This window comes from Chryseolinea serpens (assembly GCF_900129725.1).
GTDB classification, from domain to species: domain Bacteria; phylum Bacteroidota; class Bacteroidia; order Cytophagales; family Cyclobacteriaceae; genus Chryseolinea; species Chryseolinea serpens.
In genome coordinates this window covers 3,386,409-3,405,744 of record NZ_FQWQ01000001.1, presented here as the reverse complement: position 1 = coordinate 3,405,744, position 19,336 = coordinate 3,386,409, and the positions used below count along the sequence as shown (strand labels likewise).

General features: G+C 53.2%; 14 protein-coding genes. 7 read left to right on the top strand and 7 right to left on the bottom strand.

Features of this window, described 5'->3' with window-relative positions:
* Positions 1-29: 29 nt before the first annotated feature.
* Positions 30-1,220 carry a M20 metallopeptidase family protein gene (locus BUB30_RS13730; RefSeq protein WP_073134475.1) on the bottom strand — a complete coding sequence of 397 codons (1,191 nt, stop codon included), beginning with the start codon at positions 1,218-1,220 and terminating at the stop codon, positions 30-32.
* 160 nt (positions 1,221-1,380) lie between these two features.
* Between BUB30_RS13730 and BUB30_RS13725 the strand changes: the two genes are divergently transcribed.
* The 4 genes from BUB30_RS13725 to BUB30_RS35170 all read left to right on the top strand — a co-directional run bounded on the left by BUB30_RS13725 (position 1,381) and on the right by BUB30_RS35170 (position 6,031).
* Positions 1,381-3,318, top strand: a complete 1,938-nt coding sequence (locus BUB30_RS13725) for a 3-keto-alpha-glucoside-1,2-lyase-like domain-containing protein (RefSeq protein WP_073134473.1) — start codon at positions 1,381-1,383, stop codon at positions 3,316-3,318.
* A 2-nt stretch (positions 3,319-3,320) separates the two neighbouring features.
* On the top strand, positions 3,321-5,258 hold the full coding sequence (locus BUB30_RS13720; protein ID WP_394333996.1) for a DUF7133 domain-containing protein: 1,938 nt from the start codon (positions 3,321-3,323) through the stop codon (positions 5,256-5,258).
* 124 nt (positions 5,259-5,382) lie between these two features.
* Positions 5,383-5,886 (top strand): response regulator, encoded by a 504-nt coding sequence (locus BUB30_RS13715; RefSeq protein WP_073134471.1) that lies wholly within the window; start codon positions 5,383-5,385, stop codon positions 5,884-5,886.
* On the top strand, positions 5,867-6,031 hold the full coding sequence (locus tag BUB30_RS35170; protein ID WP_178377100.1) for a response regulator transcription factor: 165 nt from the start codon (positions 5,867-5,869) through the stop codon (positions 6,029-6,031). Before BUB30_RS13715 ends, BUB30_RS35170 begins: the two co-directional genes overlap by 20 nt.
* On the opposite strand, the gene BUB30_RS13705 is transcribed toward BUB30_RS35170, so the two are convergent.
* The 6 genes from BUB30_RS13705 to carB all read right to left on the bottom strand — a co-directional run bounded on the left by BUB30_RS13705 (position 6,010) and on the right by carB (position 14,947).
* Positions 6,010-6,795, bottom strand: a complete 786-nt coding sequence (locus BUB30_RS13705; RefSeq protein ID WP_143164896.1) for a sensor histidine kinase — start codon at positions 6,793-6,795, stop codon at positions 6,010-6,012. The genes BUB30_RS35170 and BUB30_RS13705 overlap by 22 nt on opposite strands.
* A 115-nt stretch (positions 6,796-6,910) precedes the next feature.
* Positions 6,911-7,447, bottom strand: coding sequence for an SPOR domain-containing protein (locus BUB30_RS13700; RefSeq protein WP_073134468.1), 537 nt, complete (start codon positions 7,445-7,447; stop codon positions 6,911-6,913).
* Positions 7,448-7,452: 5 nt separating this feature from the next.
* Positions 7,453-10,821, bottom strand: a complete 3,369-nt coding sequence (secA, locus tag BUB30_RS13695; protein WP_073134466.1) for a preprotein translocase subunit SecA — start codon at positions 10,819-10,821, stop codon at positions 7,453-7,455.
* A 137-nt stretch (positions 10,822-10,958) separates the two neighbouring features.
* Positions 10,959-11,732, bottom strand: a complete 774-nt coding sequence (dapF, locus tag BUB30_RS13690; RefSeq protein WP_073134465.1) for a diaminopimelate epimerase — start codon at positions 11,730-11,732, stop codon at positions 10,959-10,961.
* A 44-nt stretch (positions 11,733-11,776) separates the two neighbouring features.
* On the bottom strand, positions 11,777-11,995 hold the full coding sequence (locus BUB30_RS13685; RefSeq protein WP_073134463.1) for a hypothetical protein: 219 nt from the start codon (positions 11,993-11,995) through the stop codon (positions 11,777-11,779).
* A gap of 135 nt (positions 11,996-12,130) precedes the next feature.
* Positions 12,131-14,947: a carbamoyl-phosphate synthase large subunit gene (gene carB, locus BUB30_RS13680; protein WP_073134462.1), complete on the bottom strand. Its 2,817-nt coding sequence runs from the start codon at positions 14,945-14,947 to the stop codon at positions 12,131-12,133.
* Positions 14,948-15,126: 179 nt separating this feature from the next.
* Here carB and BUB30_RS13675 point away from each other — a divergent pair, with 179 nt between their 5' ends.
* The 3 genes from BUB30_RS13675 (at position 15,127) to BUB30_RS13665 (ending at position 19,335) form a co-directional block, all read left to right on the top strand.
* On the top strand, positions 15,127-16,821 hold the full coding sequence (locus BUB30_RS13675; RefSeq protein WP_073134460.1) for a GMC oxidoreductase: 1,695 nt from the start codon (positions 15,127-15,129) through the stop codon (positions 16,819-16,821).
* 46 nt (positions 16,822-16,867) lie between these two features.
* Positions 16,868-18,214 (top strand): Gfo/Idh/MocA family protein, encoded by a 1,347-nt coding sequence (locus BUB30_RS13670; RefSeq protein WP_073134458.1) that lies wholly within the window; start codon positions 16,868-16,870, stop codon positions 18,212-18,214.
* A gap of 77 nt (positions 18,215-18,291) precedes the next feature.
* Complete coding sequence (locus BUB30_RS13665) at positions 18,292-19,335, top strand: DUF6807 domain-containing protein (RefSeq protein ID WP_073134456.1); 1,044 nt, start codon at positions 18,292-18,294, stop codon at positions 19,333-19,335.
* Position 19,336: the final 1 nt, after the last annotated feature.

Here is a 19,336-nt window from a genome sequence, read left to right as displayed (position 1 = left end):
CCTCTCTTTTTTTGAGCAGCGTTGATGATTTATGGAAGCTCCAGTTCCTTCACGGCCATCCAGGCCATCAGCCCCGGGCCGATCTTCAACGCATCTTCATCGATGTCGAACGTTGGTGTATGCACATAGGACGAGATGCCTTTTGCATCGTTGCGCGTGCCCAGTCTGTAGAATGCAGCGGGAATAACTTGCGAGTAGTAAGCAAAGTCTTCGGCGCCCAGGGTGATGTCGATGTTGAATACATTTTCCTTGCCTACATATTCTTCGGCAGCGGCGCGTATTCTTCGGGTAAGCTCCGGATTGTTTTCCAGGTACGGATAGCCCCGTGAAATATCCACCTCACACCGGCCACCCATGCCTTCGGCGATGCTCTCGGCCATCTTTTTGATCTTCACCAAAGCCGACTCGCGCCACTCTTCGTTCATGGCCCGGAACGTGCCCGCAATATTCACTTCGTTGGGGATGATGTTCGTGGCACCATGACCAATGATATTTCCAAAGGTGAGCACGGTGGGTTGACGTGGATTGGCGTTGCGGCTGATGATTTGCTGCAGGGCAATGATGATGTGGGAAGCGATAACGATCGGATCGATGGCCAGGTCCGGTGCGGCACCGTGACCTCCCTTGCCAATCACTTTCAGATAGATTTCGTCGGCGCTGGCCATGTACATGCCTTCGCGAAACCCGATCTTGCCCGCCGGCAGCAAAGGGAACACGTGTTGCCCGAGAATAGAAATCGGTTGAGGATTCTTCAGCGCGCCATCGCGGATCATGTAGGACGCACCCCCGGGATTTTTTTCTTCCCCCGGCTGAAACAACAAACGCACGGTCCCCTCAAACTGGTCCTTCACCTGCTGAAGAATTTTGGCCGTGCCCAACAACGACGACGTGTGCACATCGTGGCCGCAGGCATGCATCACCCCGGGGTTGGTAGACTTATAGGGAACCTGGTTGGCCTCCTCGATCGGCAGTGCATCCATATCGGCACGGAGCGCAATGGTTTTCCTTTCGGGGTTCCGTCCTTTTATTTCGGCGAGCACGCCCGTTGTCGCAATGGTTTGTGGTTCGATGCCCGCGAGGCGCAATTGCTCAGCGACATATTTTGCGGTATTAAATTCCTGGTAAGATAACTCAGGATGGGCGTGTAAATGACGACGGTAGGCGATCACGCTTTCACTATAGTTTTGCGAAAGGGTCTGTATTTGCTGAAGCAGGCTCATGAATCGTTGTTAAGAAAACAAAGGTATCCATTAGTGATCTTATTTGAAATCCGGGGGCATTATTCCGAAGACAAACATCCTTGTATATTTTGTGAACAATCTTTGCGATTAAAGATCCATGGTCGATATTAGCGAACTTCATTTCTAATCCTTTTTCATCATGTACAATGTCAAAAGATGTTTTTTCCTGGTGATCGCCATGGCCGGATGCCTGGCGGTGCGCGCGCAGGAATCGACGTTCAGGAAAGTTTCCTTCGAAGATTTGTCCGATTTCAGACCCCAGGCCGGCAACTGGCAAGTCGTGGGCGATGTGACCATAAATCCCGCGGCAGACATTCACGAGGCGCACGATAAACCGGCTGCTCCCGAAACCAAAAAGAAGAGCAAGCGCTCCAAAGACGAGGCCGCACCGGCAAAGCCGCAGGTCGTTTCGTTCCAACCCGGCAAAGGCATATTGCTCAACCTGAACGACGAAACAAAAAAAGACAACCTGGTCTCCGCCTTCGAGCACGGTGACATCGAACTCGAGTTCGAAGTGATGTTGCCCCGGGGTTCCAACTCCGGCGTCTACTTCCAAGGCCGCTACGAAATGCAGCTGTTCGACAGCTGGGGTGTGAAAGATCCGAAGTTCTCCGACATCGGGGGCATCTATCGCAACTGGGAAACCGAACAGGGCAAGATCTATATGGGCAAAGCCCCGCTCTCCAATCCCGCAAAGGCTCCCGGTCTGTGGCAGAAATTCAAAGTGTCGTTCCGGGCCCCGCGCTTCAACGCTGCCGGACAAAAAATTGCCAATGCCCGCTTCGTATCCGTTGAGCTGAATGGCGTGCTCATCCACGATAACGTGGAGGTGCCCTTGCCCACAGGCGGACCCATCGAAAACAACGAAAAGCCCATGGGCCCGCTGCTCATCCAGGGCGACCATGGCCCGGTTGCCATCCGCAACATGTCCTATCGCCTCATGAAAGAGGTGAACTTCTCGCTCTCCAACATCACCTACAATACCTACTACGGAAACTTCAAAACGATCTCGGACTTCGCTTCACTGAAGCCCGCTGTCACAGGATCAATTCCTCAGCTTACCTGCGAAGTCCTGACGAATGAGAATGCTTATGGTGTTTCCTACAAAGCCGATCTGAATGTACCACAGGATGGCACGTACCAGTTTCAATTGGCTCATACGGGAGGGGGTCGCCTGATCATCAACAATCAACAACTCACCGATCTGCAACGCCCCGATGCCTACGCCGATCAATGGGTAACCATCACGCTGAAAGCGGGCAAAGTACCTGTCGAGATTTATAATTACAAAGACGCATCGTGGATGCCACCGCGCCTCGGTCTCACCGTGAAGAGCGCTACCACCTATCCGCAGGCACTGCACGCTTTCAATTCGCTTCCTCCCGACGACGAACCGGTGTCGCCCATCTATCTCGACGCCACTAGCGAACCCAGGTTGTTGCGCGCTTTTCTGGATTTTAAAGGCGACCGTGCACAGCGTCTTACGCATACGATCGGCGTGGCCGATCCCAGTGGTACGCACTATGTCTACGATATGAAATCGGGCAACTTGGTGTGCGTTTGGCATGGCTCGTTTGTGGATGCCACTCCCATGTGGCACGATCGTGGCGATGGCTCCTTCCGTCCGCGAGGAGCAACGCAATATTTGTTCAACAACCAGCCGTTGGCTTTCCTTGCGTCTCAAACCGAACCGTTCCCCGTGATCCTGAAGGAAGACCTCGTGAAAGCAAACGAACACCGCGGCAAAGGATTTGAGCTTGAGCCGTCCACACACCGCCCGATATTTAAGTATACCTACGAAGGCCTCGACGTAGAAGACAAGATCTACCCCGACGACCAGAACAGGGTCATCACGCACGAAGTGAATATTAAGAACCGCGGCACCAAAACCGGCTTGTACTACAAGCTGGGCGAAGGCCGCACCATCGCACAAATGCCCGACGGTTCCTATGCCATTGACGACAAGCAGTATTACATCAAAGTGACCACCGGCCAGCCCGTTGTGCGCGATGTGAACGGCAAGAAAGAATTGATCGTGGCCGTAGACAGTGCTGTAAAATATTCCGTGATCTGGTAACCATGAACGCTAAGAAAATGAACTCTATTGCAAAGAAATTTTTCGCTTGTGCGCTTCTGGCTTTCGGAGCCGCGAGCGCGATGGCACAAACCCCTCAGGAAGAGGAATACTACAGGGTCATCACCGTGCCCACACCCGAAGGCGTGCTGCTGGAAGTGGGCGGCGTGGCTACGCTGCCCGATGGACGCATCGCGTTGAGCACCCGTCGCGGAGATGTGTGGATCATTGAAAATGCCGATGGTTCTGCCCCGCAGTATACTTTGTTTGCCTCCGGTCTTCACGAGCCGCTCGGTCTGCTCTATCACCAGGGCGCCCTCTATGCCGCCCAACGCGGCGAGCTCACAAAGCTGATCGACAAAGACGGCGACGACAAAGCCGACGTCTATGAAACCGTATACGCCTGGCCGCTCTCCGGCCATTACCACGAATATTCCTTCGGTCCCAAGCTGGCTCCCGACGGAAACTTCTTTGTGACCGGCAATGTGGCCTTTGGCGACGAAGAATGGTGGCGTGGCGAAAGCCGTGTACCCTATCGCGGCTGGACCATGAAGATCCATACCGATGGCACGTTGGAACCCTGGGCCACCGGCATGCGCTCGCCCTGCGGCATTGGCATGATCAATGGCGAATTGTTCTATGACGACAACCAGGGCGACTGGCAAGGCACCGGCTCTATCTATCACCTCACCAAAGGAAGCTTCACCGGTCACCCCGCCGGCCTGCGCTGGACCAGCCTGCCCGATTCACCCGTGAAACTGACTACGGCCCAGCTATACGCAAAATTTGATCCACGCCAGGTTAAGCGCGAAGGACAATACGTGAAACCCGAGAACGTGGTAAACGAAACACCCGCGTTTCTTTACCAGGTGAAAAAAGAATTCCCCGAAACCAGACTCCCCGCCATCATGCTGCCGCACGGCGTGCTGGGCATCTCCAATTCGGAGATCATCACCGACGACACCAATGGAAAGTTCGGCCCTTTTGCCGGACAGATCTTTGTCGGCGATCAAGGTCAAAGCAAGATCATGCGCGTGGTCATGGAAAAAGTGAAAGGCGAATATCAAGGCGTGGCGTTTGATTTTAAAAGCAGCTTTCAATCGGGAGTGTTGCGGATGAACTGGGGACACGATGGTTCCCTGTTCGTGGGCGAGACCAACCGCGGTTGGGGATCGGCCGGCACCACCACATCCGGTTTGCAACGCCTGGTCTGGACCGGAAAAGCACCGCTGGAAATGTATACTGTCCACGCCATGCCCGATGGGTTTGAAATCGAGTTCACACAACCGGTGGATAAGAAACTGGCCGAAGACCTGTCGTCTTATAACGGCCGGAGCTTCATCTACAAATACCACGCTGTGTATGGTAGCCCTACCGTTAACGAAGAGAAACTCAACATCAAAGGCGTCAAAGTTTCCGACGACGGCAAGAAAGTCCGGCTAGTGATCGACAACCTGCGGCAATACTATTTGCACGAAATCATAGTGGGCGGGATCCGCACGCAAAACGGACTGGCCGTATTGCACCCCACCGCCTATTATACCCTTAACAATATACCCGAAGGCGCAGCCCTGCCGGCAAGCGAATGGAGCACGAAACGTTCTATTCCATTGGCGAAACCTGTGGTGGCAAAAACAGCTGCCGCTACCAAGCCCGCCGCAGCATCGGTGAAAGCTCCGACGTATGCAGAGATTGAACCGCTGCTCGTTAAAAATACTTGTACAGCCTGCCATCAAGCTAGCAAACGCCAGGTGGGCCCTGCCTTTGCCGATGTGGCCAAGCGCAAGTACAGCAACGAGCGCATTGTGCAATTGATCTATAACCCCGAACCCAAGAACTGGCCCGAGCATGAAACACCCATGGCGCCTATGCCGCAAGTGCCAAAAGCCGAAGCCCTTAAAATTGCAGCCTGGATCAATTCCCTTCGCCCGGATAAGGATTAAATGATCCCTTCCGGTCTAAAAAAAGCCCCGGGCATAAAGCGCCGGGGCTTTTTTTGTATTAATGGCTTGAAAATGTGCAGAAAACAGGGCGTGTGCCCTAGAAGTTTTCTCCACAAATTACGAGATGTCATTTTCTACGTCAAAAAAGAAGCTCACGTTCCTTCTCGCCGAAGACGACCGCATGGTGCGGGAAGGCTTCAAGGCCTTGCTTGAACAGGAACCCATGGTTGCCTCTGTTGTAGAGGCTGGCAGCGGCGATGAAGTACTGGCTATCTTGGCCATTCAATCCATCGACATCATTTTGCTGGATGCAAAAATGCCGGGCATACCCAGCATGAACGTGGTGAAGCAAGTGGTGAGCGAATACACCGACACCAAGATCATTGTCGTGTCGGGCCTGAGCGGCACAGCGCTTCAATTCAATTTGCTGCGCGCCGGCATCCACGGATTTGTGCAGAAGCTGAACGGCTTCGACGAAGTGCGCAAAGCCATCGACGCCGTCATCCATTCGAACCAATATTTTCCACCGGCTATTCTCAAGTTGCTCCAGGAAAATTTCAGAGTTCAATTCGCCGCCACCCATTCAGCTCACCGACAAGGAATTTCGTTTGCTGCGCGCCATCGTTGACGGTCTTCCCACCAAGCGCATTGCCGAAAGGCTCAACATCGCCATGAGCACCTGTGAAACAAACCGCAGCCGGTTACTAAAAAAAACGGGAACACAAAACACGGCCGAACTGATTGCCTTTGCCTACAACAACGGCTTGATCTGAAAAGGATAGATCAGCGTGACGATCGTGCCCTTGGCACCCTGACGAAAATTTATCGAGGCATCGAGCATACTCAGGCGCATGCGCAGGGGAAAGAAGAGCGAACGGGTTTTGTTCAGGGTGTCGCGGAGTTCGTGAAAGGCCTGGCCGTCGTCTTCAATGATGATGTATAATTCATCGATTGTGAATTTAAGATGCACCAGGATGTGCCACGCGATGGTGTGTTTCAGGATGTTGTTCACCAACTCCTCCGTGACGCGCAGCAGGTGTTGCCGGTGTGCGGGGATCAGCTCGCATTCTTTTCCCTCGCTGCTGAACTCAATAAAGGCCACGCCAGGCACTTCGATTCTCCGGCACAGTTCGCGCATCAGGCCTCCAAAGGAATTGATCTCATCGTCGGGCAAAAGGTGGCGCGAGATCTTGCGGATAGAAGCCACGATCTGCTGGAAATCTTTTTTCATTTGTGACGTGATCATGTGTACGGTCATCAGGCTATCGGCCAATTCCAGTTTGTCGACGTAGAGCCGGTAGACCGTCAGCTTTTGGATGAGCTCGTCGTGAAGTTCGGCACCCATTTTTTGAAGCTCATGTTCATATTGGTCGATGAGCTCGTGCACAAATTCTTTTTGATAGTCATTTGACTTTACGGATTCCGCACGAGCCTGAAGCTTTTGTATTTCCGCGTCGCAGTTCAACCGGTGGATCAGCTGGTGAACATGGACCAGCAACGAGGTGGCTATGAGTACGAGCAAGACGTAAATCATCATGATGCATGGGGATGGGAGGCCCACATGCGATTTACATCAGGCCACTGCAACCAGATTGCAGTGGCCAAGAATAATTTAAAAATTGGAGATCGCCCGGTCGTGAGAGAAAGCCATTTTAGTTGATGGCCACCTTATCGGGGATGATGATGGCGGTGGGAAACCGTTTTTTTACTTCCGTGAAATCTTTCTGGGCATCCAGGCGGCTGATATACTTGCCCACCTTCACCCGGAAGTTGGGTTGAGCATACTGCACATCGGCGTCCAGATCGGGCAACGCGGAGGTCAGGGTTTTCTTGGCATTGAGGGCCTCCTCCCGTTTCAATCCGGAATAGATCTGGATGGTGAAGCCGTCAACGGCGTTGCCTTGCAGGTTATAGCGGTCGATGCTGTCGAGCACTACGTCAACTTTTTTGTTGACGGCATATTTGGGCTCCACATAGGCCGTAGGCTTGCGGGTATCCGGGGTTTGAGTGGTCGTTGTGCCGGTGGTGGTCGTGGTGGGGACCTGGTCCGGCTTTGGCCGGTAGATCGACAGATCCTCCGTGTATTTTCCACCCCCGGTCGAAGCCGTGGAAGTTTTCCTCTGGGTGGCGCATCCGAAGACGAAAAGCCCCAAACCCAGGATGTAGACCGAATAACGCAATGATGCCATAAGCTTTAGTCGATTATGATACAGCGATTGTGGAGAATATCGTCCTCAACCTTTTTGTATTTAACGTCGCGCAACACTTTTCCGTCGGGGTACTGAACGCTCACTTTGTCGTTTCGACCGGCAAGTTTCTCCGATTTAACGGGCATCACTTTCTCCTGCGGGGGGCGGTTGGGTTGTTGTTGCTGCTGCGATCCTTCGCCGCCGCCACCACCACCGCTCAGCAATGAGCGTGACTCTTCTTTCTGTTCGTTCAGCTTCACCTTGGTGCGGGGTGCTCTGGCTTCCTGCACGTCGTTGGATTGCTGCACGGGAATGTCGGCTTTCAACAGGAAGGAGATCGTGTCTTCATTCACTTTAGCGATGAAGCGCTTGAACAATTCGAAGCCTTCGAATTTATAGATCAGCAAAGGATCCTTTTGTTCGTAGACGGCATTCTGAACGGATTGCTTCAAGTCGTCCATCTCGCGCAAGTGTTCTTTCCAAAGCTGGTCGATGATGGCCAGGGCGATCATCTTTTCCATGGATTTGATCAGCTCGGCATTTTCTGTTTGCAGGGTCTTTGCCAGGTTGGCCACCACACCGATCTGCTTTTGGCCATCGGAGAAGGGCACCATGATGTTGTCGACCGTTGCGCCGCGGGCCTTGAACAGGTCGCGGAAAATGGGCAATGCTTTTTCGGCTACCATCTTATTCTTGCGATGATAGTGTTCCAGGGCTTTGTGGTAGAGATCGTCGGTCAGTTTCTGCTGATCCATTTTGTCGAATGTCTCCCGTGATATTTCATAGTCCAGGCCCAATGTGCTGAGCGCATTCAGGCGTAGGCTTTCGTAGTCGGTGGCGTTCTTGGCGTTGATCACCATGTCTTCGCAAGTGTCGTACAGCATGGTGAGGATGTCCAACTCCAGGCGTTCGCCAAACAAGGCGTTGCGGCGGCGTTTATAGATCACTTCGCGCTGTGAGTTCATCACGTTGTCGTACTCCAGCAAGCGCTTGCGGATACCAAAGTTGTTTTCCTCCACTTTTTTCTGTGCCCGCTCGATGGAGCTGGTCACCATGGAGTGTTGGATCACTTCGCCTTCTTTCAGACCGAGACGGTCCATGTACTTGGCGATGCGCTCGGGCATGAACATGCGCATGAGGTTGTCTTCCAGCGAAACATAGAACTGCGATGTTCCCGGGTCGCCCTGGCGTCCGGAACGACCGCGCAACTGGCGGTCTACACGGCGTGATTCGTGGCGCTCTGTACCAATGATGGCCAAACCACCGGCGGCACGCGATTCGGGGGTCAGCTTGATGTCCGTTCCCCGGCCGGCCATGTTGGTGGCGATGGTCACGGTGCCCGGCTTACCGGCTTCGGCAACAATTTCTGCTTCGCGCTGGTGTTGTTTGGCGTTCAACACCTGGTGTTTGATCTTTCGCAATTGCAACAGGCGGCTCACCAATTCCGAGATTTCCACCGAAGTGGTACCCACCAACACAGGTCTGCCTTCCTGGGTAAGCTTCACGATCTCTTCGATCACGGCGTTGAATTTCTCGCGCGTGGTCTTGTAGACCAGGTCGTCGTAGTCTTTGCGCACAGCCTGCCGGTTGGTAGGGATGGTTACCACGTCCAGCTTGTAAATGTCCCAGAGTTCACCGGCTTCCGTTTCAGCTGTTCCGGTCATACCGGCCAGCTTGTGATACATGCGGAAATAGTTTTGCAGGGTGATGGTGGCGTAGGTTTGCGTAGCATCCTCCACCTTCACATTTTCTTTCGCTTCAATGGCCTGGTGCAAGCCGTCGGAGTAGCGACGGCCTTCCATGACGCGGCCCGTCTGCTCGTCGACGATCTTCACTTTGCCGTCTACGATGATGTATTCCGTATCTTTTTCGAAAAGCGTGTAGGCCTTCAACAACTGGTTCACGCTGTGGATGCGCTGTGATTTTATCTGGTAGTCGCGGATCACCTCTTCCTTCTTCTGGAAACGGGCGGCCTCGTCGAGCGATGCATCTTTTTCGATGTGGCTCAATTCGGTTCCGATCTCGGGGAGGATAAAGAATTTTGGATCTTCGCCTTCGCCGGTGATCAGGTCGATGCCTTTTTCGGTGAGGTCTACGCTGTTGTCTTTTTCATCGATAATAAAATACAGAGGCTTGTCGGCCTCCGGCATGTTGCGCTTATTATCCTGAAGGTAATAGTTCTCTGTTTTTTGCAGGAGTGTCTTCGTACCCGTTTCGCTCAGGTATTTGATGAGGGGCTTGTGCTTGGGCATGGCGCGGAAGGCGCGGAAGAGCGGGAGGCCGCCTTCTTTTTCGTTGCCTTCGGTGATGAGCTTGCGGGCCGAGTTCAAATATTCGTTCACCAGCTTCTTCTGTGCTTCCACCAGCTTGTAGATGCGGGGCTTCAGATCGGCGAACTCGTGCTCGTCGCCACGCGGAATGGGACCGGAGATGATCAACGGCGTACGCGCTTCGTCAATCAACACAGAGTCTACTTCATCCACCATCGCGAAATGGTGTGAGCGTTGCACGAGGTCTTGTGGCTCGCGGGCCATGTTGTCGCGCAGGTAGTCGAAGCCAAATTCGTTGTTGGTTCCGTAGATGATGTCGGCCTGGTAGGCCTTGCGGCGGGCTTCCGAGTTGGGCTCGTGTTTATCGATACAGTCGATGGTGATACCATGGAATTGGAAGATCGGCGCCATCCACTCGCTGTCGCGCACGGCCAGGTAATTGTTCACCGTTACGAGGTGAACGCCGCGGCGTGAAAGGGCATTGAGAAATGCGGGGAATGTAGCGACCAGCGTCTTACCTTCACCCGTGGCCATCTCGGCGATCTTGCCTTCATGCAACACGATGCCCCCGATGATCTGCACCTCGTAGTGCACCATGTCCCAGGTGATGAGGTTTCCGGCGGCCATCCACTGGTTGGCCCAGATCGCTTTGTCGCCTTCGATCTTGATGTTGGCTTGCGTGGCGGCAAATTGACGGTCGTAGTCAAGAGCGGTCACTTCCAGCGACGTGTTTTCCTTGAAGCGGCGAGCGGTTTCGCGAACAATGGCGAAGGCACGGGGCAACACTTTGAGAAGCACCTTTTCCAGTTCTTTGTTGCGTTCGCCTTCCAGTTTATCGATCTCGGCAAAGACACCTTCCTTGTCGTTGATGTCCATGTCGGGAGTGTCGGCAATTTTTTTATGCAGCCCGGCCAGTTTGTCGTCGATCGACTGCAAATCGGCATTGATCTCGGCTTGTATGAGTTGGGTTTCGTTCCGGAGTTCGTCGTTGCTGAGGGTTGTCAGCCTTTCTCCCGCCTTTTTGGTTTCCTCCACCAGAGGCATGATGCGCTTGATGTCCTTCTCTGATTTCGTCCCAAAGATCTTGGCAATGAATTTTAGCATACTTCAGTCATTAGTCGGTTTAAGGTTAGCCTTGAACGGGTTCATCGGGGAGGTAAAACGATAAGAAATCCGCAAAAAGGTTAACTGCCCAAATGGGGCTTAAAGTTAATTTGTTTTTTGAGATTCAGGATGAACAATTACAGTTCCAAACTGCCTTCGAAGACCATTTTGGCAGGCCCGATCAGGAAAATTTCTTCAAATGTGCCGGAGTGGCTGGATTTGAATTCCACCAGGAGGTTGCCCCCCCGGGTTTGGATGCTCACCGGCGACGGGTAGCCCAGGAAAGAAGCTGCCAGGGCGGCAGCTGTGACACCCGTGCCACACGATAAGGTTTCGTTTTCCACACCCCGCTCATAGGTGCGTACTTTCAGGGCCTGGTTGGGCAGGCGTTCCACGAAATTGACATTGGCGCCACCGGGTTTGAAGGCGTCGCTGTACCGTATTCTGCGGCCCTCTTCAAATACGGGATAGGCATCCACGTCGTCAACAAACCGAATGAGATGGGGCGAGCCGGTATTCAAAAAATAGTCATCACCAATTTTTCGGGTCTCGCCGACGGGACTCATTTTCAGACGGATGATGCCGGAAGGAAGTAATTCGGCCACGTGCTCACCGTCATAGGCGTTGAAGGATGCTTTGCCGTTGACCATTCCGAGCCGGGCGGCAAATTGAACGGCCGCGCGGCTGCCATTGCCACAAAGGCTTTGGGATCCGTCGCTGTTATAGTATTCAAGGTTGAAATGCAGGGTGGGATGTTTTTCGATAAGCATCAAACCATCGGCGCCCACGCCAAATTTGCGGTCGCAGAGGGCCTCGATCTGTTGGCGCGTGAGCGAAAGACCGGCTTCCCGGTTGTCGATCACCACAAAGTCGTTGCCCGTGGCTTGATATTTATAGAAATGAATTTTCACAGGAGTTTCGCTTGTTGCGTGGGAGAAGGTTGCGTGGAGGAGGATTATTTTATTTCCTCGTAGTCGATGTACTCGCCGGCCTTGTTATTGCCCTTCGTTTTCTTGTCTTTTTTCACGTCTTCGTTCGCGTCGAAATGGCGGCGTTGCTGCTGTTGCTGGTTGCGAAATTGTTGAGAAGCCGCTCCCGCCCGGAAGAACAATCCGCCGATCTTATAGATCACATACGATACAAGAAATACGGTGAGGAGGAATTTGAAAACCATAAGCGTTATGCTTTAAACCGGTAAACCGGAAAACAAAGGTATAGGTTCAGTTTTAAACGGACAATTCTTAACTAAAATCTTAGCGGTCAGCGTGTTTGCGATGATTTTGTCACCGCAAACACGCCGCCCTGAAAGTTAGCGGCTCAAATAGAGGTTGCGCTCAGAATAAATCTTCATGAAATAATCGTCCATCAGGTCGTCGATGAAGTAGATCGACTCGCCGGTGGATTTCATTTCGGGGCCCAGTTCCTTGTTCACGTCGGGGAATTTGTGGAAGGAGAACACGGGTTCTTTGATGGCGTAGCCTTTCTTGGTGGGGTTGAAGGTGAAGTCTTTCACTTTCTTTTCGCCCAGCATCACCTTGGTGGCGTAGTTCACATACGGTTCATCATAGGCCTTGCAAATGAACGGCACCGTGCGCGATGCACGCGGGTTGGCCTCGATGATGTATACCTTGTCGTTCTTGATGGCAAACTGGATGTTGATCAGACCTACGGTCTCCAGTGCCAGTGCGATCTTGTGCGTATAATGCTCGATCTGCTTGATCACAAAGTCGCCGAGGTTGTAGGGCGGCAGCACGGCGTATGAATCACCCGAGTGAATACCGGCCGGCTCGATGTGTTGCATGATGCCGATGATGTACACGTCGGTGCCGTCGCAAATGGCGTCGGCCTCGGCTTCGATGGCACCGTCGAGGAAGTGATCCAGCAACACTTTGTTTTCGGGAAGATGTTTCCAGATGTCGAGGATGTGATCTTCCAACTCTTGTTCGTTGATCACGATCTTCATGCTTTGTCCCCCCAACACATACGAAGGGCGCACGAGCAACGGGAAGCCTATGGTTTTCGATACCTCGATGGCTTCGTCTGCATTTTGAGCTACGCCGAATTCGGGATAAGGAATGGCCAGCTCTTTCAAAAGCGTGGAGAACCGTCCGCGGTCCTCGGCAAGGTCAAGGGCATTGTAGGAGGTGCCGATGATCTTGATGCCGTACTTGTGTAGTTTCTCGGCCAGTTTCAAAGCGGTTTGTCCACCCAATTGCACGATCACGCCAACGGGTTTTTCGTGCTGGATGATGTCATAGAGATGTTCCCAGAACACGGGTTCGAAGTACAGCTTGTCGGCAATGTCGAAGTCTGTGGAAACCGTCTCGGGGTTGCAGTTGATCATGATGGTCTCATAGCCACATTCTTTTGCGGCCAACACACCGTGCACGCACGAGTAGTCAAACTCAATGCCTTGTCCGATGCGGTTCGGTCCTGAACCCAACACCACGATCTTTTTCCTGTCGGAAACGATCGACTCGTTTTCGGTATCGAACGTCGAATAATAATACGGCGTCTTCGCTTCAAATTCGGCAGCGCAGGTATCCACCAGTTTGAACACGCGCTTGATGCCCATGTCGATGCGCTTGTTGTGAACGTCGCTTTCGTAGCAATCCAGCAGGTGAGCGATCTGGCGGTCGGCGTAGCCTTTTTCTTTGGCTTTGCGCATCAACTCCGCGGGGATCGTGTGAAGTTCGTATTTGGAGATCTCTTTTTCTACTTCAATGAGTTCTTCAATTTGCTTGAGGAACCAACGGTCGATGCGCGTCAGCTTTTGGACCGTCTTCAACGGTATGCCTAGCTTCAGGGCGTCGTAAATATGGAATATGCGGTTCCAGCTGGGGTGTTCCAGGCTGTAGAGCAGTTCGTCTTGTTTGGTGAGTTCTTTTCCGTCCGCGCCCAACCCATTCCTGCGGATCTCCAGCGATTGACACGCCTTCTGGAGAGCTTCCTGGAAATTGCGGCCGATGCCCATGGCTTCGCCCACGGACTTCATTTGCAGACCCAATTGGCGGTTGGCGCCGTGGAATTTATCAAAGTTCCAACGGGGCACTTTCACGATCACGTAGTCGATGGCCGGCTCGAAGTAGGCCGTTGTAGTACCCGTGATGGCGTTCGAGAGCTCGTCCAGGTTATAGCCGATGGCCAGTTTGGCGGCGATCTTGGCGATGGGATATCCGGTGGCCTTCGAGGCGAGAGCCGAGGAACGCGACACGCGAGGGTTGATCTCGATGCCGACGATCTGGTTGTCGTCGTCGGGATTGAGCGAGAATTGTACGTTACAGCCTCCCGCAAACATGCCGATGCCGTTCATCATCTTGATGGCCAGGTCGCGCATGTGCTGATAGACGGTATCGGGCAGGGTCATGGCCGGAGCCACGGTGATGGAGTCGCCGGTGTGGATGCCCATGGGGTCGAAGTTTTCGATGGAGCAGATAATGATCACGTTGCCGATGTTGTCGCGCAACAGCTCCAATTCGTATTCTTTCCAGCCCATAATGCTTTGTTCTACCAGCACTTCGTGGATGGGAGAAGCGTGGAGGCCGTTGTTGAGGGCGTCGTCAAAGTCTTCGGGGTTGTTCACGAACGCGCCGCCGGTGCCGCCTAAGGTATAGGATGGGCGAATAACGAGGGGAAAGCCGATTTCCTGCGCGATCTCCTTGCCGCCCAGGAACGAGGTGGCGGTGCCGCCTTTGCAGACCATCACGCCCAGCTCGATCATTTTGAGACGGAATTTCTCCCGGTCCTCGGTGGTCTCGATGGCTTTTATGTCTACGCCGATGATGCGCACTCCAAAGTGCTGCCAAATGCCGGCTTTGTCGCAATCAATGCACAGGTTCAACGCCGTTTGCCCACCCATGGTGGGGAGCACCGCATCGATATGATGCTTTTCCAGAATTTCGCGGATGGATTTTTTCGTGAGCGGTTTCAGATACACGTGATCTGCCGTCACTTTGTCAGTCATGATGGTGGCAGGGTTCGAGTTGATCAGCACCACTTCTATACCTTCTTCGCGCAGCGAACGTGACGCCTGCGAGCCGGCGTAATCAAATTCACATGCTTGACCGATAATAATGGGACCGCTACCGATGATGAGTACTGAGCGAATACTTCTGTCTCTTGGCATTGTTTTATGATGGGAATGGGGTGAACAAAATTGCGCAAAAATAAAACACAGATCGGAATGATTTCAAAAATGCGGATATTAATTATTGGCGGGTTTTAAGCGGTCACGCTACCGTTTGAAACTTTCCTTTCCAAAGTATTGGGGATTTTTCCAACTTTTAACGTCATAAGAAAAACGGGATGAATCTGAACGGAAAAACAAAAGCGGCCAATACATACGACGCCATCGTGGTGGGGTCGGGTATTAGCGGTGGATGGGCCGCCAAAGAGCTTTGTGAAAAAGGATTGAAAGTGCTGCTGCTGGAACGCGGCAAACCCCTGGAACATCCCACCTATCCGACCTCCACAAAAGACCCGTGGCAACTGGATCACCGGGGCAAGCTCACCGCCGAGGACCGGAAAAACAGCCACATCCAGGCCCGCCACTACAGCTTCCGCGGCGACAACAAAGCCTTCTATATTAATGATCTTGAAAATCCCTATACCGAAGTAAAGCGATTCGACTGGGTTCGCGGCGACATTGTCGGGGGAAGATCCGTGCTCTGGGGCAGGTTGTGCTACCGCTGGAGCGACCTCGACTTCGAAGCCAACGTCCGCGACGGCCACGGCGTGGATTGGCCCATCCGCTACAAGGACCTGGCGCCCTGGTACGACTATGCCGAGCGCTTTATCGGCGTGAGTGGCAACCGCGAAAACATTCCCCACCTGCCGGACGGCATCTTTCAGCCGGGGATGGAAATGAATTGCGTGGAGAAGGATTTTAAACAACGTATGGCCAAAAAATATCCCGAGGTGGCCATCACCATCTCGCGCGCGGCCAACCTGACGGAGCCCGTGAAGGGAAGAGGCCAATGCCAATACCGCAACCTCTGCCACCGCGGCTGCCCCTATGGCGCCTATTTCAGCACCAACGCCAGCACCTTGCCCGCCGCCTTTGCCACGGGCAACCTGACACTGCGCCCGCATGCATTGGTCAACCGCGTTTTATACGATGCGGAAAAAGGACGGGCTTCCGGGGTGGAGATCATCGACACGGAATCCAACGAGGTAGTTGAATACTATGCCCGCATCGTGTTTTTGAATGCGGCCACACTGGCTACGGCCCATATTCTGTTGAATTCTACATCCGATCGCTTCCCCAATGGTTTAGGGAATGGCAGCGACCAGGTGGGGCGCAACATTATGGATCATCATAAAGGAGCGGGCGCCAGCGCGTCGGTGGAGGGATTTGAAGACGCTTATTATTTCGGGCGAAGACCTACCGGGATCTATATTCCCCGGTTTAGAAACCTGAAAGACAAACACAAAGATTTTATCCGCGGCTATGGCTACCAGGGCGATGCTTCCCGCGGCGGATGGTCGTCGTATACCAACAGCACACACTTAGGGGTCGAATTGAAAGAAGCGGTTCAGCAACCGATGGACTGGTCCATCAGTTTTGGTGCCTATGGCGAATGTTTGCCCTATGCGGAAAATCGCGCTACGCTTAACTCCTCCGTGAGGGACAAATGGGGACGGCCCACGTTGAACATCGACGCCGAATTCAAAGAGAACGAAAAAGCGATGCAGCGCGACATGGCCTCGACCATGGGCGAAATGCTGGAGAGCATCGGCTATAAAAATGTGAAGACGCAAATGAACACGTCGTTTCCCGGCAATGCCAATCACGAAATGGGAACGGCGCGCATGGGGCGCGATCCCAAAACGTCGGTGCTCAATGCGTTCAATCAAATGCACGAAGTAAAAAATGTTTTCATCACCGACGGCTCGGCCATGACGTCGTCGGCGTGTGTGAATCCTTCGCTTACCTACATGGCGTTGACCGCCCGGGCCTGCGACCATGCCGTGAAGGAAATCAATCGTCTGAATCTTTAGTCATCGAAAAATATTTATAAACGCCTAACCTCAAAACCAAGACAGTATGCGTAGTACACGAAGAGAATTCATCAAACGGTCCACCGCCATTTCCATGGGGGCGCTGGCGTTCAGTGCAAAAAGTTATGCCAACATCATCGGCGCCAACGACCGCGTGCGGGTGGGGGTAGTGGGTTTTTCCGACCGGTTCAGGGGAGCGCTGTTGCCCTCGTTCATGAACCACTACAAAGAACTCAACTTCGACATCGTGGCGGTTTCTGACATTTGGAAATATCGCCGTGAGGAAGGACAAGCTTATCTCAAAGAAAAATTTGGCCACGACATCAAGGCCTGTGTGAACAACGATGAATTGTATAAGACCAAAGACATCGACGCCGTGATCATTAGCACGGCGGATTTTCAGCACGCGCTCCACACCATCGAAGCGGTGAAAGCGGGTTGCGACACGTATACGGAGAAACCCTTTGCCGAAACCATGGAGGACAATCGCGCGGCGCTGAAGGCTGTTCGTGAATCCAAAAAGATCGTGCAGATCGGATCGCAACGCCGCAGCGGTAAAAACTATCATGCGGCCAACGACTTTATTAAAAGCGGCAAGTTTGGCAACATCACCATGGTGGAACTGACTTGGAATGTTAACCAGCCCGGCCGTTGGCGCAGACCCGAGATGGTGGCAAAACTCCGCGAGGCAGACACCGACTGGAAACGCTTTTTGATGAACCGCCCCGTGGAAGCATTCGATCCCCGGAAGTACCTGGAGTTCCGTTTGTTCTGGCCCTATTCGTCGGGTATGCCCGGTCAGTGGATGAGTCACCAGATCGACACGGTGCATTGGTTCAGTGGCTTGAAACATCCGCGCAGCGCCGTATCCAATGGCGGCATCTACCAATGGAAAGACGGCCGCAAGAATTGGGACACCACCACCGTGGTCTTCGACTATGGACCGGAAACCGACCCGACCTCGGGCTTCCAGGTGATCTTCACGTCGCGTATGCACAACGGCGATGAAAATCCAGCAGAGATCTATTACGCCAACGGCGGTGAATTGAATCTGAACACCAACAAAGTATCCAACAAAGGAGGCCTTTCCGAAAAAATGGCCAGTGCCATGGGCATGCATGCGAACCTTTTGCCTGACCTCGACCTCACCGCATCCGCCGAAAAAGTCGTAGCCTCCGCCAACACGGGTGGCGACTCACTTACCTCGGCCCACATGCGCAACTGGATGGAATGCGTGCGCAGCCGCCAGGAGCCCAACGCGCCCGTCGAGGCCGGCTATTCACACGCCATTGCCAGCATCATGTCTACCGCCGCCGCCCACACCGGCTCCCGCGCCACCTTCGACGAGAAGACGCAGGAAGTGATAGCCAACGGCAAGCCGTTTAAATATTGATAGATCGATCTTGTTAATACCTGCATTCCTGTCGAAAAAAATCAACGACAGGAATGCGGGAAATTTTGAACCTCCCTATGAAAAAAATATTCCTCTTCTTCTTCCTGTTGATGCAGCTTCCCCTGATCGCGCAAAAGAAAACGGACGACGGTTTTCACCTCGTCGATCAAATGGATAAAAAGCAAATCGACGTACTCTACAACGGCAAGCTGCTCACCTCCTATTATTACGCCGACTCGGCGATGAAGCCCATTCTTTATCCCATCAACTCCCTGGGAGGCATTACCGTGACGCGCGGATGGCCCATGGCGCCACGCCCGGGTGAGCGGGTAGATCACCCGCACCACTTAGGGATGTGGTTGAACTATGAATATGTGAACGGCCTCGACTTTTGGAACAATTCTACCGCCATCCCTTTCAAGGACCGTCCGCACTATGGGAGCATCGTGCATCAGTCGGTGATGCAAAGTTCGCCCGGCAAGGACAAGGCGAAACTAGAGGTCACGGCGAATTGGGTGGATCACTATGGCAAGATCCTGTTGAAGGAAAAGACGCTGTATACATTCCAGGTCGAAGACAACAATTTTATCATCGATCGCGTCACCCAGCTCACGGCAGTGGCGCCCACTGTTCAGTTCAATGATGTGAAGGATGGATTTCTGGGGATACGCGTGGCCAGGCAGCTGGAACATCCTTCCGACGAGGCGCAGATCTTTGTGGACAATCAAGGCAACTATACTTCGGTGCCGGCCATCAGCAACGAAGGCGTTACCGGTGAATACCTGAGCAGCGAAGGGAAGAAAGGCAACGACGTGTGGGGCACCCGTGGCACCTGGGTGAGTTTGCACGGAAAGATCAACCGTCAGCCGGTTTCCATCACCATCATCGATCATCCAAAAAATGCCGGATATCCTACCTACTGGCACGCTCGCGGCTATGGTTTGTTTGCCGCCAACCCGTTGGGTCAAGAAGTGTTTAGCAAGGGTACGGAGAAACTATACCTGGCACTAAAAAAAGATGAATCCACGACATTCCGCTATCGCGTGGTGGTGCGGTCGGGAAGCGAGTTGCCGGTGGAGGAGATCGGCAAACTCGCCAAATCGTTTGCAAAAGTAAAGTAGC

Coding starts and splice junctions, on each gene's coding strand:
- BUB30_RS13685 (WP_073134463.1), bottom strand. CDS start 11,995: ATGGTTTTCAAATTCCTCCTCACCGTATTTCTTGTATCGTATGTGATC.
- BUB30_RS13720 (WP_394333996.1), top strand. CDS start 3,321: ATGAACGCTAAGAAAATGAACTCTATTGCAAAGAAATTTTTCGCTTGT.
- BUB30_RS13725 (WP_073134473.1), top strand. CDS start 1,381: ATGTACAATGTCAAAAGATGTTTTTTCCTGGTGATCGCCATGGCCGGA.
- carB (WP_073134462.1), bottom strand. CDS start 14,947: ATGCCAAGAGACAGAAGTATTCGCTCAGTACTCATCATCGGTAGCGGT.
- BUB30_RS13670 (WP_073134458.1), top strand. CDS start 16,868: ATGCGTAGTACACGAAGAGAATTCATCAAACGGTCCACCGCCATTTCC.
- secA (WP_073134466.1), bottom strand. CDS start 10,821: ATGCTAAAATTCATTGCCAAGATCTTTGGGACGAAATCAGAGAAGGAC.
- BUB30_RS13665 (WP_073134456.1), top strand. CDS start 18,292: ATGAAAAAAATATTCCTCTTCTTCTTCCTGTTGATGCAGCTTCCCCTG.
- BUB30_RS13675 (WP_073134460.1), top strand. CDS start 15,127: ATGAATCTGAACGGAAAAACAAAAGCGGCCAATACATACGACGCCATC.
- BUB30_RS13700 (WP_073134468.1), bottom strand. CDS start 7,447: ATGGCATCATTGCGTTATTCGGTCTACATCCTGGGTTTGGGGCTTTTC.
- BUB30_RS13715 (WP_073134471.1), top strand. CDS start 5,383: ATGTCATTTTCTACGTCAAAAAAGAAGCTCACGTTCCTTCTCGCCGAA.
- BUB30_RS13705 (WP_143164896.1), bottom strand. CDS start 6,795: ATGATGATTTACGTCTTGCTCGTACTCATAGCCACCTCGTTGCTGGTC.
- BUB30_RS13730 (WP_073134475.1), bottom strand. CDS start 1,220: ATGAGCCTGCTTCAGCAAATACAGACCCTTTCGCAAAACTATAGTGAA.